Genomic DNA, 15,256 nt, shown 5'->3' on the forward strand with positions numbered 1-15,256 from the left:
GTCCGCTGTACGAACTGGATGACCTCGACCCGGCGTTCACGCCCAAGCTGCGCGAAGCGGAAGACCGCATGCGACATGCGCAGCTCGAATCCGGGATGCGCGAGCATCTGGCAGCAGGCGCGCCTGCCTGGCGCTAGCGAAGGGCTTCGATGACGAAGCAGAAAACGCATCGCGTTATCGAAGGCGTCTGGCGCATCGAATCGGCCAGGATCATCGGCGCGCTGGCACGCATGCTGCGCGACGTGGGCCTGGCCGAGGAGCTGGCGCAAGACGCCCTGGTCAGCGCGCTCGAACGCTGGCCGGAGTCCGGCATTCCCGATAATCCGGCCGCGTGGCTGATGGCGGTTGCAAAGAACCGCGCGCTCGACCACCTGCGCCATGCGAAGCTGCACCAGTCCAAGGAAGCGGAACTCACCTACGAAATCGAAGGGCAGCTGCAGGACGCGGCGCCCGACCTGGAAGCCGCCGTGGCCGACGATTTTGGCGACGACACGCTGCGGCTGCTGTTCGTCTGCTGCCACCCGGTGCTGTCGACCGAGGCAAGGGTGGCGCTGGCCCTGCGCATACTGGGCGGCTTGAGTACCGAGGAAATCGCGCGTGCCTTCCTGGCCACCGAACCCACCATCGCGCAGCGCATCGTGCGCGCCAAACGCACCCTGTCCGAAGCGCGCGTGCCGTTCGAGGTGCCCGCCCCATGGGAACTGAAGGAGCGCCTCGGTTCCGTGGTGCAGGTGATCTACCTGATTTTCAATGAAGGCTATTCCGCCAGTGCCGGCGACGACTGGCTGCGCCCAAGCCTGTGCGAGGAGGCGCTGCGGCTTGGGCGCATCCTGGCCGCGCGCATGCCCGCCGAGGGCGAGGTGCACGGGCTGGTGGCGCTGATGGAAATCCAGTCCTCGCGTACCCGCGCGCGCACCGGCCCGAAAGGCGAACCGGTGCTGCTGATGGACCAGGACCGCTCGCGCTGGGACCAGCTGCTGATCCGGCGCGGGCTGGCGGCCCTGGAACGGGCGGCGCTGGCGGGCGGCGGCTACGGGCCGTACGGCTTGCAGGCCGCCATCGCCGCCTGCCATGCGCGCGCCATCACTCCCGGCGATACCGACTGGCTGCGCATCGCAGCCCTGTACGACGCGCTGGCGCAGCTGACGCCATCTCCCGTGGTGGAGCTGAACCGCGCGGTGGTGATCTCGATGGCCTACGGGCCGGAGTCCGGCCTCGACCTGGCCGACCGCCTGATGGCCGAACCGCAGCTGAAGCACTACCATCTGCTGCCCAGCGTGCGCGGCGACCTGCTGGCCAAGCTGGGACGCTACGGCGAAGCGAAAGCGGAATTCGAGCGCGCGGCGTCCCTGACCCACAATACGCGCGAACGCGATCTGCTGCTGGCGCGCGCCCGTGACTGCACGCGTGAGCCTGGCGAATTGTGCTAAGGTTTTGATCATGAAAAGAACAAGCTTCCTCCGCGCCGCCGCGGCGGTTGGAGCAGGTGCGCTGCTTGCGTCCTGCGCCGGCATCCTCGGTCCGCGCCAGGTCGAACTGCCGCTGCACAAGCTTCAGGCCAGCATCGACCGCCGCTTCCCGCTGAATAACCGGATGCTCGAACTGTTCGAGATCCAGCTTACGCGTCCGCAGTTGGCGCTGATTCCCGATACCAGCCGCATTGCGCTGACGATGGATGCGGCGGTGGCGCCGCCGTTCTTGCGCAAGTCGTGGACGGGCACCATCGCGATGTCGGGTGGGCTGCGGCTCGATGCGGCGCGCGGAGCGGTGTACATGGTGGAGCCGCGGGTGGACCGCGTGGCGATCGGTGGCATGGATGATTTGCGCCAGCGGCAGATGGCCAAGGTGGCCAACCTGCTGGTGGACCAGACGCTGCGGGATATGCCGATGTACAGTCTCAAGCCGGAGGATTTGCGGTATGCGGGCGTTCAGTTCGTGCCGCGGGGGATAGCGGTGACGCGCGATGCGCTGGTAGTGACGCTAGAACCCGCCCGCTAGTTCACACCCTCCCGCGACCTCCGCGCCGGCAGCGCCCACTTCAGCCCCCGCGTAATCAACGCCGGAAAAACAGTCAGGTGATCCTCGTCATTGATGATGGTGGTCTGCACCTCCAGTCCCGGATAACTGCGCGAATCGAGCAGGTGTTCCAGCGACTGCAAATCGCGCACCATGTCGACCGACTTGTTATACCGCTTGTCGCCCGAGCTGAAATTGAGCGTCTCGTACGACGCCACCCCCATGAACACCCTGGCCGGCAGGTCGGTATGCCCCCGCGCATAACTGCGCTCTGCCGAAAACGCCACGCGCCGGTCGAACCACAGCGACGGACTGCCGATGATGTATTTCTCGAACATGGTCGGATCGGTGAACAGGATGTGCAGCCCGAACAGCCCACCGTAAGAATGCCCAGCATAGATCGTGCGCCGCATGTCGGCCCGGTAGTTCTGTTCAATCAAGGGGAAAACCTCCTCCGCGATGAACCTGCGGTAGCCCTCGGCCTCGCCATACACTGGCGCTCGCCCCGGCATGCCGGTCGGCGCTTCCTTGTCGCCGTTTGGCGTCGGCGTGTAGTCGCGGCGGCGGCTGTATTCGGGCGTTTCGCCGTTCGCATACGACAGCCCGACCAGGATGAACTCCTCCAAATCCTCGCCGCCGTTGCGCACCCGCTTGGTAATGCTGCGGATCAGCGGAAATGCATACGTCGCGTCGGTAACGAACAACACTGGGTACTTGCGGGTGCTTGCGGCGTAGTCGCGCGGCAGGCCGATGAACAGCTGGTAGTCGCGGCCGAGGGCCCTGGCGCGGATGTCGCGCACTTCGGTATCTTCGAGGGAGTAGGGGCGCGGCGCGCCTTCCGCGGCTTGGCGCAGGGCCGCGCCGGAGCGATCCGAGCAGGCGGCAAGCATGCTCAGCATAAACAGGAAATACATGGTCTGTGTCAGTTGCATCCTCGCATCTTTCCTGGAAAGAAGCAGCAAAAAAATACCTTGGAGATAGTTCGACTAAGGGTTTACCACGCGGAGATTGCTGCTATTATTTATGCAGCTGAGGTAGCCGATGGCACAGCCCGTCAACGCGAATCCTAGCCGGGGAAACCCGGCTTTGCGTTGTAGAAATGCAAGTTCGTGTCGCATTCCAGGGGGCTTGAATGATTCCGCAGGGCGCTTTTGTGCGATTCCGGCGGCGGTCAACCTTCTTTTGGCCAATGTTTCCGCGCTTGAGGATTCTCATTGCCCGGGTGTTCCAGCTGAGTAATCTTGCTGTATGAAACTTTGGTGTACTGCCTGCGAAGGGGGGGAATCTTGGGAACGATACAGGAGAATTTGCCGGAGAAGGACGGCAGCGTCGAGCTGCCCGCCCCGCCGCGACTGGTACCCCCCTGCGCGCGCCAGAGCCTGCCTGCGAAAGGATCGTGCTGGTATTGTGAAAAGCCGCTCGACAGCGTGCGCCGCTTTTGCGGCAAGAGCTGCGCGGATTCGTTCGACGAGGAAGCGGAATATACGCGCTGACCGGGCCCCGGCTAGAAACCGCCCGGCTGGCGGCGCAAGGCCGACAGCGCACTCTCGTAATCGAACTCGTTGGCTGCACCTGACACCTCGCCAAAGCGGGAGTCGCCCAGGATCGCCCGCAACGTAGCCTCGAACTCCTCCAGCAAGTCGATCGCCGCACCATCCCCGTTTGCCAACAAATTCAGCAGGTGCGTCAGCACTGCCGGATCTGCCATTGGCTGGCCGCCGGGCAACAGGTGGGGCGGGACGCCTGGCGCATCGTCGAGGATGCCGTCGATGGCCCACAGCACGTCGGCCAGCGCCGGCGCCAGTTTTTCCAGGTTGGCCGATTCGCTGCCGTTGCCGGTGCGCAGCGCGGTTTCCAGGTCGGCCGCGTGCTGGTGCAGCCGGCGCGCGCCTATCATGCCGGCGGCACCCTTGATGGTATGCGACAGGCGGTGCGCGAGGCCCGCTTCGCCATCGTTGAGCGCGGCGCGGATCGGCTGGTCGCCGTTGATGTAGTCCTTGCGGAAGCGGCGCAGCATGCGTGCGTACAGGTCGCGGTCGCCCATGACGCGCTCGACGCCTTCATTGACGTCGATAATCTCGCGGAACTGCTCGGCGGCAGAAGCCTCCGTCATGGGAAATTCTCGTATTTCATCGCGCCGTAGGTCTTTGCTCAGCAAGTCAGCGCGTACGATATCAGATTTCCTACACCTGTAACCCAAAAAACATCACCTGGTGGTGAATGACCATGTCCGGCTCACCGCGGCCTGGCTGACGGTGCCGGTGAACGTCACGTCGTAGGTCGTCCTGGCCCGCAGCACGGCCAGCGGCACGATCGCGGCCGCCGAGCGGGTGGTGGTGTTCGGATCCTCGCCGGACCTGAGCATCTTGACCGCCAGGTCGGCGCCGCCGCGCGGACGTATCGTGAAGCTTTGCACCGTGATGACGGCGTCGATGTCGGCATGCACGCTGACCGGGTAGCCGACTTCGTTGACGCCGGCAACCGGATCGGGCGCCTCGTAGTCGCTGAAGAAGTTGGTGGCGACGCCGGTGGCGTCATTCGCGGGCCAGGTGACGAGGTTGCCGCGCCCGATGCCGGGACCGTAGCCATTGCGGGTGGCGAAGTCGCTGGTGAAGTAGGTATAGCCCGCGTTGGTGGTCGCCGCGCCGGTGCCGATCTCGCGGAACCTTGGCTCGAAAATCACGAAGCGGTGGTAGATCGCTGCGATCAGCTCGTCGACCATGTAGAAGCCGGAGTTGTTGCTGGTGGCGGAAATCACTTCGCCGTGGGCATAGGTGGTGTTGGCAAAGATGTAGCCCGCCGCCGTCAGGCGGTCGCCCAGGCGCTCGCCGGTAAAGCCGGGCTTGCCCGCCGTCTGGTCGTGGGTGATGGTGTTGTTGGTCTTCTGGTAATCGGAATGGCCCTGGGCCGCACGGTCGATCAGTTCGTTCCGCGTCAGCACCGGCAGGCCGGCCTGGGCGCGCCGGTAGTTAACCCAGTTCATGCCGTCCATGGCGATGTTGTTGGTCAGCGTGGGCGCGCCCGGCTCCTGCGGTGCCACGCTGGTCGGCGTATCCGGAGTGGCAAGCTGCGCGGGCGCGTCGCTGCCGCCGCCACCGCCGCAGGCAGCGAGAAGCAGTGCCGCAGCCAGGCTGGCCGTGTGAATTCGCCAACGTTCAAATACACTCATTCAATTACTCCCTGTGCATACATAAAAGTGCCTAATTTTAGGGCAAATTGAGATTTGGTGAGTTTTGTTTTCTCAGGCGGATCGCGGTCCAAATCCTCGCGTTGTAGAATGCCCAACATGAATGTAAAACGTACACGCCGGCAGCGCCTTGCGCGCGCCAAGTTCGCGCTCCCGAGTTTTGTCACCTTGCTGTCGATCGCCTGTGGCTTCGGCAGCATCGTCGTCACGGTCGACAACGCGCACGTCGGCGACCCGTCCAATTTCCGCCTCGCCGCGATCTTGCTGGTGCTGGCCGGCGTGTTCGATGCGCTCGACGGCTTCGTGGCGCGCGCCACCGGAACCTCGTCCGAATTCGGCGTGCAGCTCGACTCGATCGCCGACGTCATGAACTTCGGCTGCGCGCCCGCGCTGCTGCTGTACACCTATGGCTTCGTCCAGTTCGGCGCCGACCATCCGACCCTGCTGCGGGCGGGCGGGCTGGCCTGCTTCCTGTTCGTGGCGTGCGGCGCGCTGCGGCTGGCGCGCTTCAACGTCAGCGTCGGCCGCACCGACCCGCAGTACTTTGTCGGCATGCCGATCACGGCGGGTGCGGCCTGCGTGGCCTCGGTGGTGGTCGCGTGGCCGCAAGCCGCCGCCACCTTGCTACAGTCGGTGATGGTGATGATGCTGATGGTGGCGGTCGGCGCGCTGATGGTGTCGACCGTGCGCTTTCCGAGTTCGAAACAGAAGTTGAGCAAGACGCTGATGGTGCTGGTCGCAGTCTGCATCGCCCTGCTGGTGTGGCTGCAGATGAAGTTCTTCGTGCTGTTCTTCCTGGTCTACATCAGCTTCACGCTGCTGCTGAACATCGGCTGGCGTGCCGGGTGGCGCGGCATTGCGCCGCCCAAGGTGTTCAGCGACTAGCCCTCAGGCGAACTTGTCGAGCATGGCCGCGAGGTGGGCAGCGCGCTCGCGGGCGTCCGGCAGGTCGGCCGCGTTGCCGGTCTGGGTGACGATGGCGCCGGCCAGCAGCTGGACGAAGCAGCGGTCGAGCGCCTTGCGCGCGGCCGACATCTGCTGGGCCGCGGCGTCGCAGTCGGTCGGTGTCTCCGCCATCGCGATCAGCTTCTGCACCCCGCGCAGCTGGCCCTCCACGCGCGCCAGGCGGTGCATCAGGTCCTTCTTCTGCGCCGCGCTCAACGCGCCTTCGTCACTCATTACGCCACCTCGTGTCCGCGCGCCGCGCGCAGGATGCTGAACCAGTCGCTGCGGCTCAGCGTGAAGCGGGTCGCCGCCACGGCCACCGAAATGGCTTCGATGCGGCCGGTGCCGGTCAATGGCACCGGGCGGCACGGCAGCTGCATGATCCACGCGAACACCACGCTGGCGAACGGCTGCTGCAGTTCGTCGGCGATGCCCTTGATGACCCGGCGCAGGTTCTCGGAGATGGCGTCGCCGCCGTTGAACAGGCGGCCGCCGCCCAGCGGCGACCAGGCCATCGGCGCGATGCCCAGGTCCTGCAGGCCGTCGAAGGTTTCATCGAACATCGGCGCCGTGTGCAGCGGCGAGAACTCGACCTGGTTGGTGGCCAGCGCGATGCGGCGGTTCAGGGCCTCGAACTGGTGCCGGCTGAAATTGGACACGCCGAAGTGCAGCACCTTGCCGGCTTTGCGCAAGCTGCTAAAGGCGTCCGCCACTTCGTCGAAGTCCATCAGCGGGTCGGGACGATGGATCAGCAGCAGGTCGAGGCGGTCGGTGCGCAACTGGCGCAGCGATTCCTCGACCGAGCCGATGATGTGGCTGGCGCTGGTGTCGTAGTGCTGGATGCTGTGCTGGGGGCGCTGGGGCGCGACCAGCTTGATGCCGCATTTGCTGACCAGCTGCATCTGGTCGCGCAGGGAAGGCTTGCGGCCGAGGGCTTCGCCGAACTGGCCTTCGACGCCGTAGCTGCCGTAGATGTCCGCGTGGTCGAAGGTGGTGACGCCGAGGTCGATGCACTGTTCGATGAAGTCGATGCGCTGGTCGACGGACATGCCCCATTCCGTCATGCGCCACATGCCGGCCACGATGCGCGACAGCTCGGGGCCGGCGGGGGACATTTGGATGCGGGGGCAGTGCAGGTCGGTGGGGAGGATTGCGGACATGTTTTACCTTTTAAGATGCAGATGGACGTAGGGCGGATAAGCAGGGCGCATCCGCCATGCACGCGCCGCGTTGACGCATGCAATGGCGGATGCGCTTCGCTTATCCGCCCTACGTGTTTCTAGATATTTTTACTTCAACCACAGGCGCAGCGAGTCCCATGCGCGGCCGAAGATCGAGGCTTCCGTCACTTCTTCCAGCGCCACGACCGGCAGCTGCATCAGCGGCTTGCCGTCGACGACCATCTTCAGCGTCCCCACACGGCTGTGCAGCGGCAGCGGCGCGACCAGCGGGTCCTTGCGCTCGAGCACAGGCTTCAGCTTGCCTGCCACGCCCTTCGGAATCGTCACCATCACGTCGTTGGTGAAGCCGATCTTGACGGTACCCTGCGAACCCTTCCACACCTGCGGGGTCTGGATCGCCTGGCCCTTCGAGTACAGCTTGACCGTGTCGAAGTTCTGGAAGCCCCAGTTCAGCAGCTTCTGGCTTTCCTGCGTGCGGGTCTGGTCCGAGTTGGTGCCGACCACCACCGAAATCAGGCGGCGCTGGATGGCGCCGCTCGGACGGCGCGCCGAGGCGATCATCGAGTAGCCGGAGCTGTCGGTGTGGCCGGTCTTCATGCCGTCGACGGTCGGGTCCAGCCACAGCAGGCGGTTGCGGTTCTGCTGGGTGATCTTGTTGTAGGTGAACTGCTTGACCGAGTCGATCTTGTAGAACTGCGGGAAGTCGTTGATCACGCGCGAGGCCAGGATCGCCAGGTCGCTCGCGGTCGAGTAGTTGTCCGGGCTCGGCAGGCCGTGCGGGTTGGCGAACTTGGTCGACTTCAGGCCCATGCGCTGCGCTTCGCGGTTCATCAGGACGACGAAGGTGCCTTCGTCGCCGGCGACGGCTTCGGCCAGGGCGACGGCGGCGTCGTTACCGGACTGGACCATCAAGCCGTGCAGCAGGTCGTTGACGCTGACCGGCACCGCGGGATCGATGAACATTTTCGAGCTGCTGGCGTCTACTTTCCATGCACGCACCGAGACGTTGACCATCTGCTCGAGCGTGAGCTTCTTGTCGCGGATGGCGCCGAAGGTGACGTAGGCGGTCATGATCTTGGTCAGCGAGGCCGGCTCGATGCGTGAGTTCTGGTCTTGCGCTGCGATGACCTGGCCGCTGGTGGCGTCCAGCAGGGTCCACGAACGTGCGGCGATGGTCGGCGGCGGGACGGACTGCGCGTGCGCAGCGGAAATGAGGATGAGGCTGGCAGCAAGTGCCGTGAACAGTTTTTTCATGGAGATGAAAGCTTTTAAGTGTGAATTGCATGTGAATTGCAGAGGCCGCTAATTATAGCCTTACGCTTCGCTCGCGCCGTCCTTGCGCCACAATTGGATGACGAGGTTCTTGATGTGGCCAAGCTTGCGGTGGAAAAAGTGGTCCGCGCCGGGAATGATGACCACCGGCAGGTCCTGCGGGCGGGCCCAGTCAAACACCTGGGTCATTGTGATCGTCTCGTCCTGTTCGCCATGGATGATGATGCTGTCCTGCGGAACTTCCGGCACCGGCCACTTGCCGGCGGCGGTGCCGACCAGCACCATGCGATCGATCGGCTTACCCTCGGCCAGCAGGCGCTGGTACAGCGAGGCCTGCACGAAGGTGCCGAACGAGAAACCGGCCAGCGCGACCGGCAGGTTGGGATAGTTCGCCTGCATGTGTTCGAGCATGAGCTGCATGTCGTCGGTCTCGCCGACGCCGTGGTCATGCACGCCTTCCGAGGCGCCCACGCCGCGGAAGTTGAAGCGCGCCACCACGTAGTTGAGCGTCACGAAGGTACGCGCCAGGGTCTGGGTGACCTTGTTTTCCATGGTGCCGCCGTACAGCGGGTGCGGGTGCGCCACCAGGGCGATGCCGCGCGCCGGGCCTTCGGGTATGTCGAGCAGGCATTCCATCTGGCCTGCCTTGCCCATCAGGGTGAATCGCTTCGAGAACTTGTTCAACATCGGCGCCTCAGATCTTGAGGCGTTCGACGACCTTGCCGCCGACCAGGTGGGTGTCGATGATGTCGTCGATGTCGGTGGTGTCGACGTAGGTGTACCAGGTGCCTTCGGGGTAGACCACCAGCACCGGGCCTTCTTCGCAGCGGTCCATGCAGCCGGCCTGGTTGATCCGGATTTTGCCCGGGCCGTTCATGTTCATGTGCTTGATGCGTTTCTTGGCGTGCTGCTGCGCCGCTTGTGCGCCGTGTTCGCCGCAGCAGCGGCGGCCGTCTTCACGCGTGTTCATGCAGAAGAAGACGTGGTGTTCAAAAAATGGTTGATCGCTCATGGTGTTCGTTTGTTGTCGTGCGGGAATGCGTAAGCAGTAATGATACGCGTTCTTGCTAACGGTTGAGTTTATGCGATGGAAGTACGAGGTACCAGAGCGCAAAAAACGGCCACATCAGGGAGAGGAACTGGGCCGCGCCGTTGAAGTTCAGGAACTTCCCTTGCATCCAGCCCTGCAGCGTGGCGCTGAAATAGGGGTTGACCGGGATCGTATTGACGACCAGCAGGCTGAGGATCAGCGTCACCGCCGCCAGCCGGCGCTGCGCCACATGCGGCGCGAAGGCGAGGCCAGACACCATGATCAGGCCGATCAGGAAGCCGCCCTGGGCGCCCGGCGTGATCCACACGAAGGCGTTCGAAGGCGAAAAGAACAGCGAGGTCGCCAGCGCCTTGACGGCCAGCGCCGCCAGTATCAGCGCCGCCACCAGGGCGACGCGCGCGGCGCCGCGGCGGGCGATGCACAGCATGGTGAGCAGAGCCCCGGTCATGCCGCAGGCGGTGATGATGGTCTCCGACAGCCAGTACTGCTCCACGCTCATCGCCGCCCCAGGGCGCAGCAGGGCGACCAGGTCGATATTGGCGTCCAGCAGCCGCGACAGCCAGTTGGACAGGATCGGCAGCACCTGTCCGTGTCCGAACAGGTAGGGCTGCGGATAGATCTGGGCCAGCGGCCACAGGGCCAGCAGCACCAGGCCCTGGCTGGCGTGCGGCGCGAACAGGCGCTGGCGCAGGCGGTACAGGCGGCTCTCGTCGAGATAGGTGCGCGCGCCGAGTGCCCCGATCACGGCGCCCACCAGGCAGCCGGCCGAATTGGTCAGCAGGTCGAGGTTGGACGGCACCCGGCTTGGCAGGTAGGTCTGCACCGCTTCCATCGTGCCCGACGCCAGCACGCCCAGGATGGCGGACAGCAGGACCGCCCAGATGCCCTGGATGCGCGGGTACACCGACAGCGCGAGCAGCATGCCGAACGGGATGTAGCCGACGATGTTGACCACCACGTCGAACGCCGTCCAGTACTGCGGCATGTTCAGGTGGAGGAAGATGAAGGGCGACAGGCCGCTGCCGCGCCAGCCCGAGAACGGGTACCAGCTGGCGTAGACGATCAGCAGCAGGTAAGCCAGCAGCGAGGCGCGCGCGACGGCGGAACCTCGTTTGGGCGCTGGCGCGTCGGCTTCGGTCATTGTCGCGGCACCTGCAGCGTGGCCAGCCAGGCGATCATGTCGGCGGCGGCGGCGTCGGTGGCCGCGGCCAGCGCGCTGGCCCCGCCGCCGGCGTCGGCGCTGCCGGCGCTGGTCTTGCGGTCGAAGGTGCGCTGGTCGATCAGCTTGTGGCCCTGGAACAGCGAGGCGCGCAGCACGATCTGGCCGAAGCTCTGGGCCTGGCTGTCGAAGGCGTGCGTGAAGTCGTCGATTTCCATGCGCAGGATAGGCACGCCGGTGGAGGCGTCGGTCGGCGTCAGCACCTTGGCGCCGGATTGCGCGATGCGCGACTTGATGCGCTGGGTGACCATGCTGAGCGGCGTGCTGGCCCAGCGGCTGTTGGCGTAGCTGCGCGTGCGCAGCGGGTCGGCGTAGTTAAGGCGGTAGAACATGCGCTCGCTGTCGAGGGCGGCCACGCCTGTGATGTCGGTGACCACGACCGCGGGCAGCGGCGCGAAGGCAGCGGTGGTCGGCACCGGGGCCGTTGCCGGGCCGAAGTCGTAGGTCGCATTGCCAGGGTTGCGCGAGGTGGACGAGCAGCCGGCCAGTAGCACGGCGGCGCCGAGCGTGGCGGCCATCAGCAGCCGCGCGAGGGTGTGGTGGGTGGTGTGGTTCACGTTGGTCCTCATTTGGTCGGTGCTGAGAAGCCTGGTTCGCCCGGGCCGGGCTCGCCGTTTGGCGCGCCGAACAGGATGCTTTGCGGCCGGTCGGTCAGGCTGGTCGCGGTGCGGCGCACGGCGCGCAACGAGGTGCGGGCCTCGTCGGTCATCGCCACCAGGTGGGGCAGGGTTTGCAGCTCGAGGTCGTTGGTCACCGCTTCGAGCGAGCCGCCCACGCGGTCGACGGTGGTGTTCAGGCGCGCGATCGGGCCGTCCGGCGCCTGCAGCGAGGTGGCCAACTGGTCGAAGTTGCGGGTCATGCTGCTGGCGCTGGCCGACAGCTCGTTAAACGAGGCCATGCTGTCCTCGGCCCTGCGGGTCAGGCCGGGCAGGCGCGCCAGCGTCGGCTCCAGCTGTTTCGGGATTTCGCCGTAGGCTTCGGCGGTCTTGCTGATGTTTTCGAACGCCGCCAGCATGACCTTCTGGTTGGCGGGGCTGAGCAGGTTGTCGGCGCGCGTCATCAGCTCCTCGGTTTTTTCGAGGATGACCACGCCGCGCTTTTCCAGCTGGTCGAGGAAGCCAGGGCGCAGCGGAATCACGGCGGGGCGGTCGTCGCTGGTTTTCAGCAGCGGCGAGCCGGTCTTGTCGTCGTCGAGCTGGATGAAGGCGATGCCGGTCACGCCCTGGTAGCCGAGCGAGGCGAAGGTGGTGGTGGTGACCGGCGCCTCCGGGTCGACCGACAGGCGGATCATGATGCGGCCCGATACGGCGGAGTCGAAGCTGATGTCGTCGACCTTGCCGACTTCCAGGCCGCGGTAGCGCACCGCCGCCTGCGGGTTCAGGCCCGGGATTGAGTGGGTCGTGGCGATCTGGTACGACACCCATTCGACCTTGTCGCGGTTCAGCCAGAGGCCCACCATGATGGCCGCGATCACCAGTGCGATGGTGAAGAAGCCTGTCATTAATGCGTGCGATCTGTTTTCCATATTCAGTCCTCCGTTTCGTTGGCGGCGGGCCGCTCGTCGAGTACTTCCAGCGCCCGCTGTCCGCGCGCTCCCAGGAAAAATTGTTCGATGAACGGATGCTCCACCTTGAGTACATCGCGCGGCGGACCGATCGCGATGACGTGTTTTTCGGCCAGCACCGCAATCCGCGACGACAGCGCGAACAGGGTGTCGAGGTCGTGGGTGACCATCACCACCGTCAGCCCCAGTTCATTGTGCAGCGACCGGATCAACGCCACGAAGGCGTCCGACAGGTCGGGGTCGAGGCCCGCGGTGGGCTCGTCCAGGAACAGCAGCTGCGGTTCGAGCGCCAGCGCGCGCGCCAGCGATGCGCGCTTGACCATCCCGCCCGACAGGTCGGCCGGCATCTTGTTGGCGTGCTCGATACCGAGGCCCACCATGTCCATCTTCAGCAGCACCGCGTCGCGGATCACTTCTTCCGGCAGCGCGCGCAACTCGCGCATCGGCTGCGCGATATTGTCGAACACCGTCAGCGCCGAATACATCGCGCCCTGCTGGAACAGCATGCCCCAGTGGTTGCGCATGCGCTGCAGCTGCTTGGCGCCGGCCTCGCTGATGTCTTCGCCGAACACGCGCACCGAGCCTTTGGCCGGCGTTTCCAGGCCCAGCATCTGGCGCAGCAGCACGGTCTTGCCGGTGCCGGAGCCGCCGACGATGCTGAGGATCTCGCCCGTGTAGATGTCGAGGTCGAGGTCCTGGTGCACCACCGTCTTGCCGAACTGGGTGCGCAGGCCTTGGATGCGCACCACCGGATCGCCGACGTCTTCCTCCGGCGGCATGTTCAACAGCTGGTTCGACGCCGGCTTGACCTGTTCCATCAGAACCCCACGCCGCTGAAGATGATCGCATATACCGCGTCGGCCAGGATCACCACCGTGATGGCGGTGACCACCGAGGTGGTGGTGCCGCGGCCGAGGCTTTCGGTGTTCGGCTTGATGCGCAGGCCGAAGTGGCAGGACACCAGCGCGATCAGTACGCCGAAGGTGGCGCCTTTCAGCAGGCCGATGGTGTAGTTCACCAGCGGCACCGCGTCCGGCAGCTTCTGGATGAAGTAGCGCGGCGACAGGTTCAGCTCCACCATCGCCGAGGCCATGCCGCCGAGGAGAGCCATCGCGTCGGTCCAGACCACCAGCAGCGGCATCGAGATGGCGAGCGCGATCACCTTCGGCATGATCAGGCGGTAGCCGTGCGAGATGCCCATCACCAGCATCGCGTCGAGTTCCTCGGTGACGCGCATGACGCCCAGCTGCGCCGTGATCGACGAGCCGGAGCGGCCGGCCACCAGGATCGCCGCCAGCAGGGGGCCGAGCTCGCGGATCACGCTCATGCCGAGGATATTTACGATGTACATGTCGCCGCCGAACATGCGCAGCTGCTGCGCCGACAGGTAGGACAGCACAACCCCGATCAAAAATCCGACCAGTGCGGTAATTCCCAGCGCCTGGAAGCCGGAGTGAAATATATTGGCGGACACTTCGCGCCACGGCCCGGTCATCGGGTGGCGGATGAAGCGCCAGATATCCTGCACCACCTGGCCGATCAGGCGCACGAACCCGTGCACGTGCTCGATGAAGGACAGGATCGAAAAGCCCAGCACCATCACCCAGGTAAGGTGGCTGCGGCGCGAGCGTGGGAGCTTGAGTTCGTTGGCCGATTCGAGGCGCGCGAACAGGGCTTCCTGGCGCGGCGCCAGCTTCAGCGCGGCGGGGCGCTTCTTGCCCCAGGCGTTCCAGAACATCTGGGCGCCAATGTGGTCGATGCTCATGATCGACGTCAGGTCCCATTCGATGCCGGGGGTGTTGTCGAGCGATTTGAGCATCGCGGAGATCTTCTTGATCGCGCCGCATTGCGCCAATGCATGGACTTGCCAGATGCCGGAGGCGACCACGGTCTGCGCCGCGCCGCCGCTGGCGTTGTCAATAGTCAATGTTGGCGCATTTTCAATCATTGCGCCAGTGTAAAAGACTTTCGCAATGCTCGCTACCGCTGTTCTCTACAGTGCTTCAGGCGGCCAGGTGGCGGGCCTGGCGCACTGGGGCGACGACCGTGGGCGCCTGCTTTTCGGCGGGGCTGTCGACGCGGCCGGCGTAGTCGCTGGCGACCAGCTCGGTGGCGTCAAGGCGGCTCATGCCCTGCACCTGCAGCCATTCGGCAACCAGCTTGGCCAGTTTTTCCAGCGCGATGCGGTGGGTGGCGTCGGTCTTGGTGTAGATCCAGTCCGAGAAGGCCATGAAGTTCTCGAACGGGGAATCGCCCAGCATGCGCTCGATGGTGTTGGCGAAGCGGCCGGAGTTGGCCACCAGGTCCCAGTAGCGCGCGAAACGGACCAGGCGTTGCATGGCCGGGAAGTCGACATCCTTGTTGGCCAGGATCGTGTACGGTGCGTACGGGTCGTATACCATGCCGAATTCCGGCGTGTGGCGGATGATCGGCGTGCCGCGCAGGCGCTTCAGGATGCCGAACTGGATCTCGTGGGGCTTGAGCGACACGAGGTGGTCGAAGCCGCGCGCGAAACTGGCGACGTCCTCACCGGGCAGGCCGGCGATCAGGTCGACGTGCAGGTGGGCGTGCGACTGGGTGGTCAGCCAGCGGATGTTGTCGGCAGCCTTGTCGTTGTCCTGGCGGCGGCTCACCAGGGTCTGCACCTCAGGGTTGAAGCTCTGGATACCGATTTCGAACTGCAGCGCGCCGGGCGGGAATTTGGCGATCGTTTCCTTCAGGGCTTCGGGCAGGTGGTCGGGCACCAGCTCGAAGTGGGCGTAGACCGGGTCGTCCGGGTTCGCCTCGATCTTATCCAGGAAGAACTGCATGATCTTCAGGC

The 15,256-nt window shown here is 65.1% G+C and carries 18 protein-coding genes; 4 read left to right on the forward strand and 14 right to left on the reverse strand.

The window, feature by feature from the left end; genetic code table 11:
- Window positions 1-149: 149 nt before the first annotated feature.
- Both D3872_RS18320 and D3872_RS18325 read left to right on the forward strand, forming a co-directional pair.
- Window positions 150-1,430, forward strand: coding sequence for an RNA polymerase sigma factor (locus tag D3872_RS18320; RefSeq protein ID WP_119812160.1), 1,281 nt, complete (start codon window positions 150-152; stop codon window positions 1,428-1,430).
- A 10-nt stretch (window positions 1,431-1,440) separates the two neighbouring features.
- Entirely contained in the window at window positions 1,441-1,998 is a 558-nt protein-coding gene (locus D3872_RS18325; protein WP_119812174.1) for a DUF1439 domain-containing protein, read from the forward strand.
- Here the strand turns inward: D3872_RS18325 and D3872_RS18330 are convergent.
- The gene (locus D3872_RS18330) at window positions 1,995-2,948 is read right to left on the reverse strand and encodes an alpha/beta hydrolase (protein ID WP_229459401.1); all 954 of its coding nucleotides are present in this window, start codon (window positions 2,946-2,948) and stop codon (window positions 1,995-1,997) included. The two genes, D3872_RS18325 and D3872_RS18330, sit on opposite strands and share 4 nt — an antisense overlap.
- A 375-nt stretch (window positions 2,949-3,323) precedes the next feature.
- Here D3872_RS18330 and D3872_RS18335 point away from each other — a divergent pair, with 375 nt between their 5' ends.
- Window positions 3,324-3,509, forward strand: a complete 186-nt coding sequence (locus D3872_RS18335) for a hypothetical protein (RefSeq protein ID WP_119812161.1) — start codon at window positions 3,324-3,326, stop codon at window positions 3,507-3,509.
- Between the two features lie 11 nt (window positions 3,510-3,520).
- Here D3872_RS18335 and D3872_RS18340 read toward each other — a convergent pair whose 3' ends face one another.
- Complete coding sequence (locus tag D3872_RS18340) at window positions 3,521-4,129, reverse strand: Hpt domain-containing protein (protein ID WP_119812162.1); 609 nt, start codon at window positions 4,127-4,129, stop codon at window positions 3,521-3,523.
- Window positions 4,130-4,222: 93 nt separating this feature from the next.
- Window positions 4,223-5,185, reverse strand: coding sequence for a CAP domain-containing protein (locus D3872_RS18345; protein ID WP_119812163.1), 963 nt, complete (start codon window positions 5,183-5,185; stop codon window positions 4,223-4,225).
- A gap of 108 nt (window positions 5,186-5,293) precedes the next feature.
- Here D3872_RS18345 and pssA point away from each other — a divergent pair, with 108 nt between their 5' ends.
- Window positions 5,294-6,088 (forward strand): CDP-diacylglycerol--serine O-phosphatidyltransferase, encoded by a 795-nt coding sequence (pssA, locus tag D3872_RS18350; protein WP_119812164.1) that lies wholly within the window; start codon window positions 5,294-5,296, stop codon window positions 6,086-6,088.
- Between the two features lie 3 nt (window positions 6,089-6,091).
- Here pssA and D3872_RS18355 read toward each other — a convergent pair whose 3' ends face one another.
- From D3872_RS18355 to D3872_RS18405, 11 genes are all read right to left on the reverse strand, one after another.
- Complete coding sequence (locus D3872_RS18355; RefSeq protein ID WP_119812165.1) at window positions 6,092-6,382, reverse strand: metal-sensitive transcriptional regulator; 291 nt, start codon at window positions 6,380-6,382, stop codon at window positions 6,092-6,094.
- Complete coding sequence (locus D3872_RS18360) at window positions 6,382-7,308, reverse strand: aldo/keto reductase (protein WP_119812166.1); 927 nt, start codon at window positions 7,306-7,308, stop codon at window positions 6,382-6,384. Before D3872_RS18360 ends, D3872_RS18355 begins: the two co-directional genes overlap by 1 nt.
- 129 nt (window positions 7,309-7,437) lie before the next feature.
- Window positions 7,438-8,583 carry a D-alanyl-D-alanine carboxypeptidase family protein gene (locus tag D3872_RS18365; RefSeq protein ID WP_119812167.1) on the reverse strand — a complete coding sequence of 382 codons (1,146 nt, stop codon included), beginning with the start codon at window positions 8,581-8,583 and terminating at the stop codon, window positions 7,438-7,440.
- Between the two features lie 60 nt (window positions 8,584-8,643).
- Window positions 8,644-9,288, reverse strand: coding sequence for an alpha/beta hydrolase (locus tag D3872_RS18370; RefSeq protein WP_370660977.1), 645 nt, complete (start codon window positions 9,286-9,288; stop codon window positions 8,644-8,646).
- Between the two features lie 7 nt (window positions 9,289-9,295).
- The gene (locus D3872_RS18375) at window positions 9,296-9,613 is read right to left on the reverse strand and encodes a (2Fe-2S) ferredoxin domain-containing protein (protein WP_119812168.1); all 318 of its coding nucleotides are present in this window, start codon (window positions 9,611-9,613) and stop codon (window positions 9,296-9,298) included.
- A gap of 55 nt (window positions 9,614-9,668) precedes the next feature.
- Entirely contained in the window at window positions 9,669-10,793 is a 1,125-nt protein-coding gene (locus D3872_RS18380) for a VanZ family protein (protein WP_119812169.1), read from the reverse strand.
- On the reverse strand, window positions 10,790-11,428 hold the full coding sequence (locus D3872_RS18385) for an ABC-type transport auxiliary lipoprotein family protein (protein WP_229459402.1): 639 nt from the start codon (window positions 11,426-11,428) through the stop codon (window positions 10,790-10,792). Before D3872_RS18385 ends, D3872_RS18380 begins: the two co-directional genes overlap by 4 nt.
- Window positions 11,429-11,436: 8 nt before the next feature.
- Window positions 11,437-12,396, reverse strand: coding sequence for an MlaD family protein (locus D3872_RS18390; RefSeq protein WP_119812171.1), 960 nt, complete (start codon window positions 12,394-12,396; stop codon window positions 11,437-11,439).
- Between the two features lie 2 nt (window positions 12,397-12,398).
- Complete coding sequence (locus D3872_RS18395; RefSeq protein ID WP_229459403.1) at window positions 12,399-13,214, reverse strand: ABC transporter ATP-binding protein; 816 nt, start codon at window positions 13,212-13,214, stop codon at window positions 12,399-12,401.
- 38 nt (window positions 13,215-13,252) lie between these two features.
- Entirely contained in the window at window positions 13,253-14,383 is a 1,131-nt protein-coding gene (locus tag D3872_RS18400) for an MlaE family ABC transporter permease (RefSeq protein WP_119812173.1), read from the reverse strand.
- 55 nt (window positions 14,384-14,438) lie between these two features.
- Window positions 14,439-15,256: DUF4080 domain-containing protein (locus D3872_RS18405; RefSeq protein ID WP_119812177.1), on the reverse strand; the 818-nt coding region annotated here is incomplete at its 5' end.

It is taken from the genome of Massilia cavernae (assembly GCF_003590855.1).
GTDB classification, from domain to species: domain Bacteria; phylum Pseudomonadota; class Gammaproteobacteria; order Burkholderiales; family Burkholderiaceae_D; genus Telluria_A; species Telluria_A cavernae.

Excerpts from the sequence above, each read along its gene's own strand:
- D3872_RS18320 (WP_119812160.1), top strand. The coding sequence starts at position 150 with ATGACGAAGCAGAAAACGCATCGCGTTATCGAAGGCGTCTGGCGCATC.
- D3872_RS18325 (WP_119812174.1), top strand. The coding sequence starts at position 1,441 with ATGAAAAGAACAAGCTTCCTCCGCGCCGCCGCGGCGGTTGGAGCAGGT.
- D3872_RS18330 (WP_229459401.1), bottom strand. The coding sequence starts at position 2,948 with ATGCAACTGACACAGACCATGTATTTCCTGTTTATGCTGAGCATGCTT.
- D3872_RS18340 (WP_119812162.1), bottom strand. The coding sequence starts at position 4,129 with ATGACGGAGGCTTCTGCCGCCGAGCAGTTCCGCGAGATTATCGACGTC.
- D3872_RS18345 (WP_119812163.1), bottom strand. The coding sequence starts at position 5,185 with ATGAGTGTATTTGAACGTTGGCGAATTCACACGGCCAGCCTGGCTGCG.
- pssA (WP_119812164.1), top strand. The coding sequence starts at position 5,294 with ATGCCCAACATGAATGTAAAACGTACACGCCGGCAGCGCCTTGCGCGC.
- D3872_RS18355 (WP_119812165.1), bottom strand. The coding sequence starts at position 6,382 with ATGAGTGACGAAGGCGCGTTGAGCGCGGCGCAGAAGAAGGACCTGATG.
- D3872_RS18360 (WP_119812166.1), bottom strand. The coding sequence starts at position 7,308 with ATGTCCGCAATCCTCCCCACCGACCTGCACTGCCCCCGCATCCAAATG.
- D3872_RS18365 (WP_119812167.1), bottom strand. The coding sequence starts at position 8,583 with ATGAAAAAACTGTTCACGGCACTTGCTGCCAGCCTCATCCTCATTTCC.
- D3872_RS18370 (WP_370660977.1), bottom strand. The coding sequence starts at position 9,288 with ATGTTGAACAAGTTCTCGAAGCGATTCACCCTGATGGGCAAGGCAGGC.
- D3872_RS18375 (WP_119812168.1), bottom strand. The coding sequence starts at position 9,613 with ATGAGCGATCAACCATTTTTTGAACACCACGTCTTCTTCTGCATGAAC.
- D3872_RS18380 (WP_119812169.1), bottom strand. The coding sequence starts at position 10,793 with ATGACCGAAGCCGACGCGCCAGCGCCCAAACGAGGTTCCGCCGTCGCG.
- D3872_RS18390 (WP_119812171.1), bottom strand. The coding sequence starts at position 12,396 with ATGGAAAACAGATCGCACGCATTAATGACAGGCTTCTTCACCATCGCA.
- D3872_RS18395 (WP_229459403.1), bottom strand. The coding sequence starts at position 13,214 with ATGCCGCCGGAGGAAGACGTCGGCGATCCGGTGGTGCGCATCCAAGGC.
- D3872_RS18400 (WP_119812173.1), bottom strand. The coding sequence starts at position 14,383 with ATGATTGAAAATGCGCCAACATTGACTATTGACAACGCCAGCGGCGGC.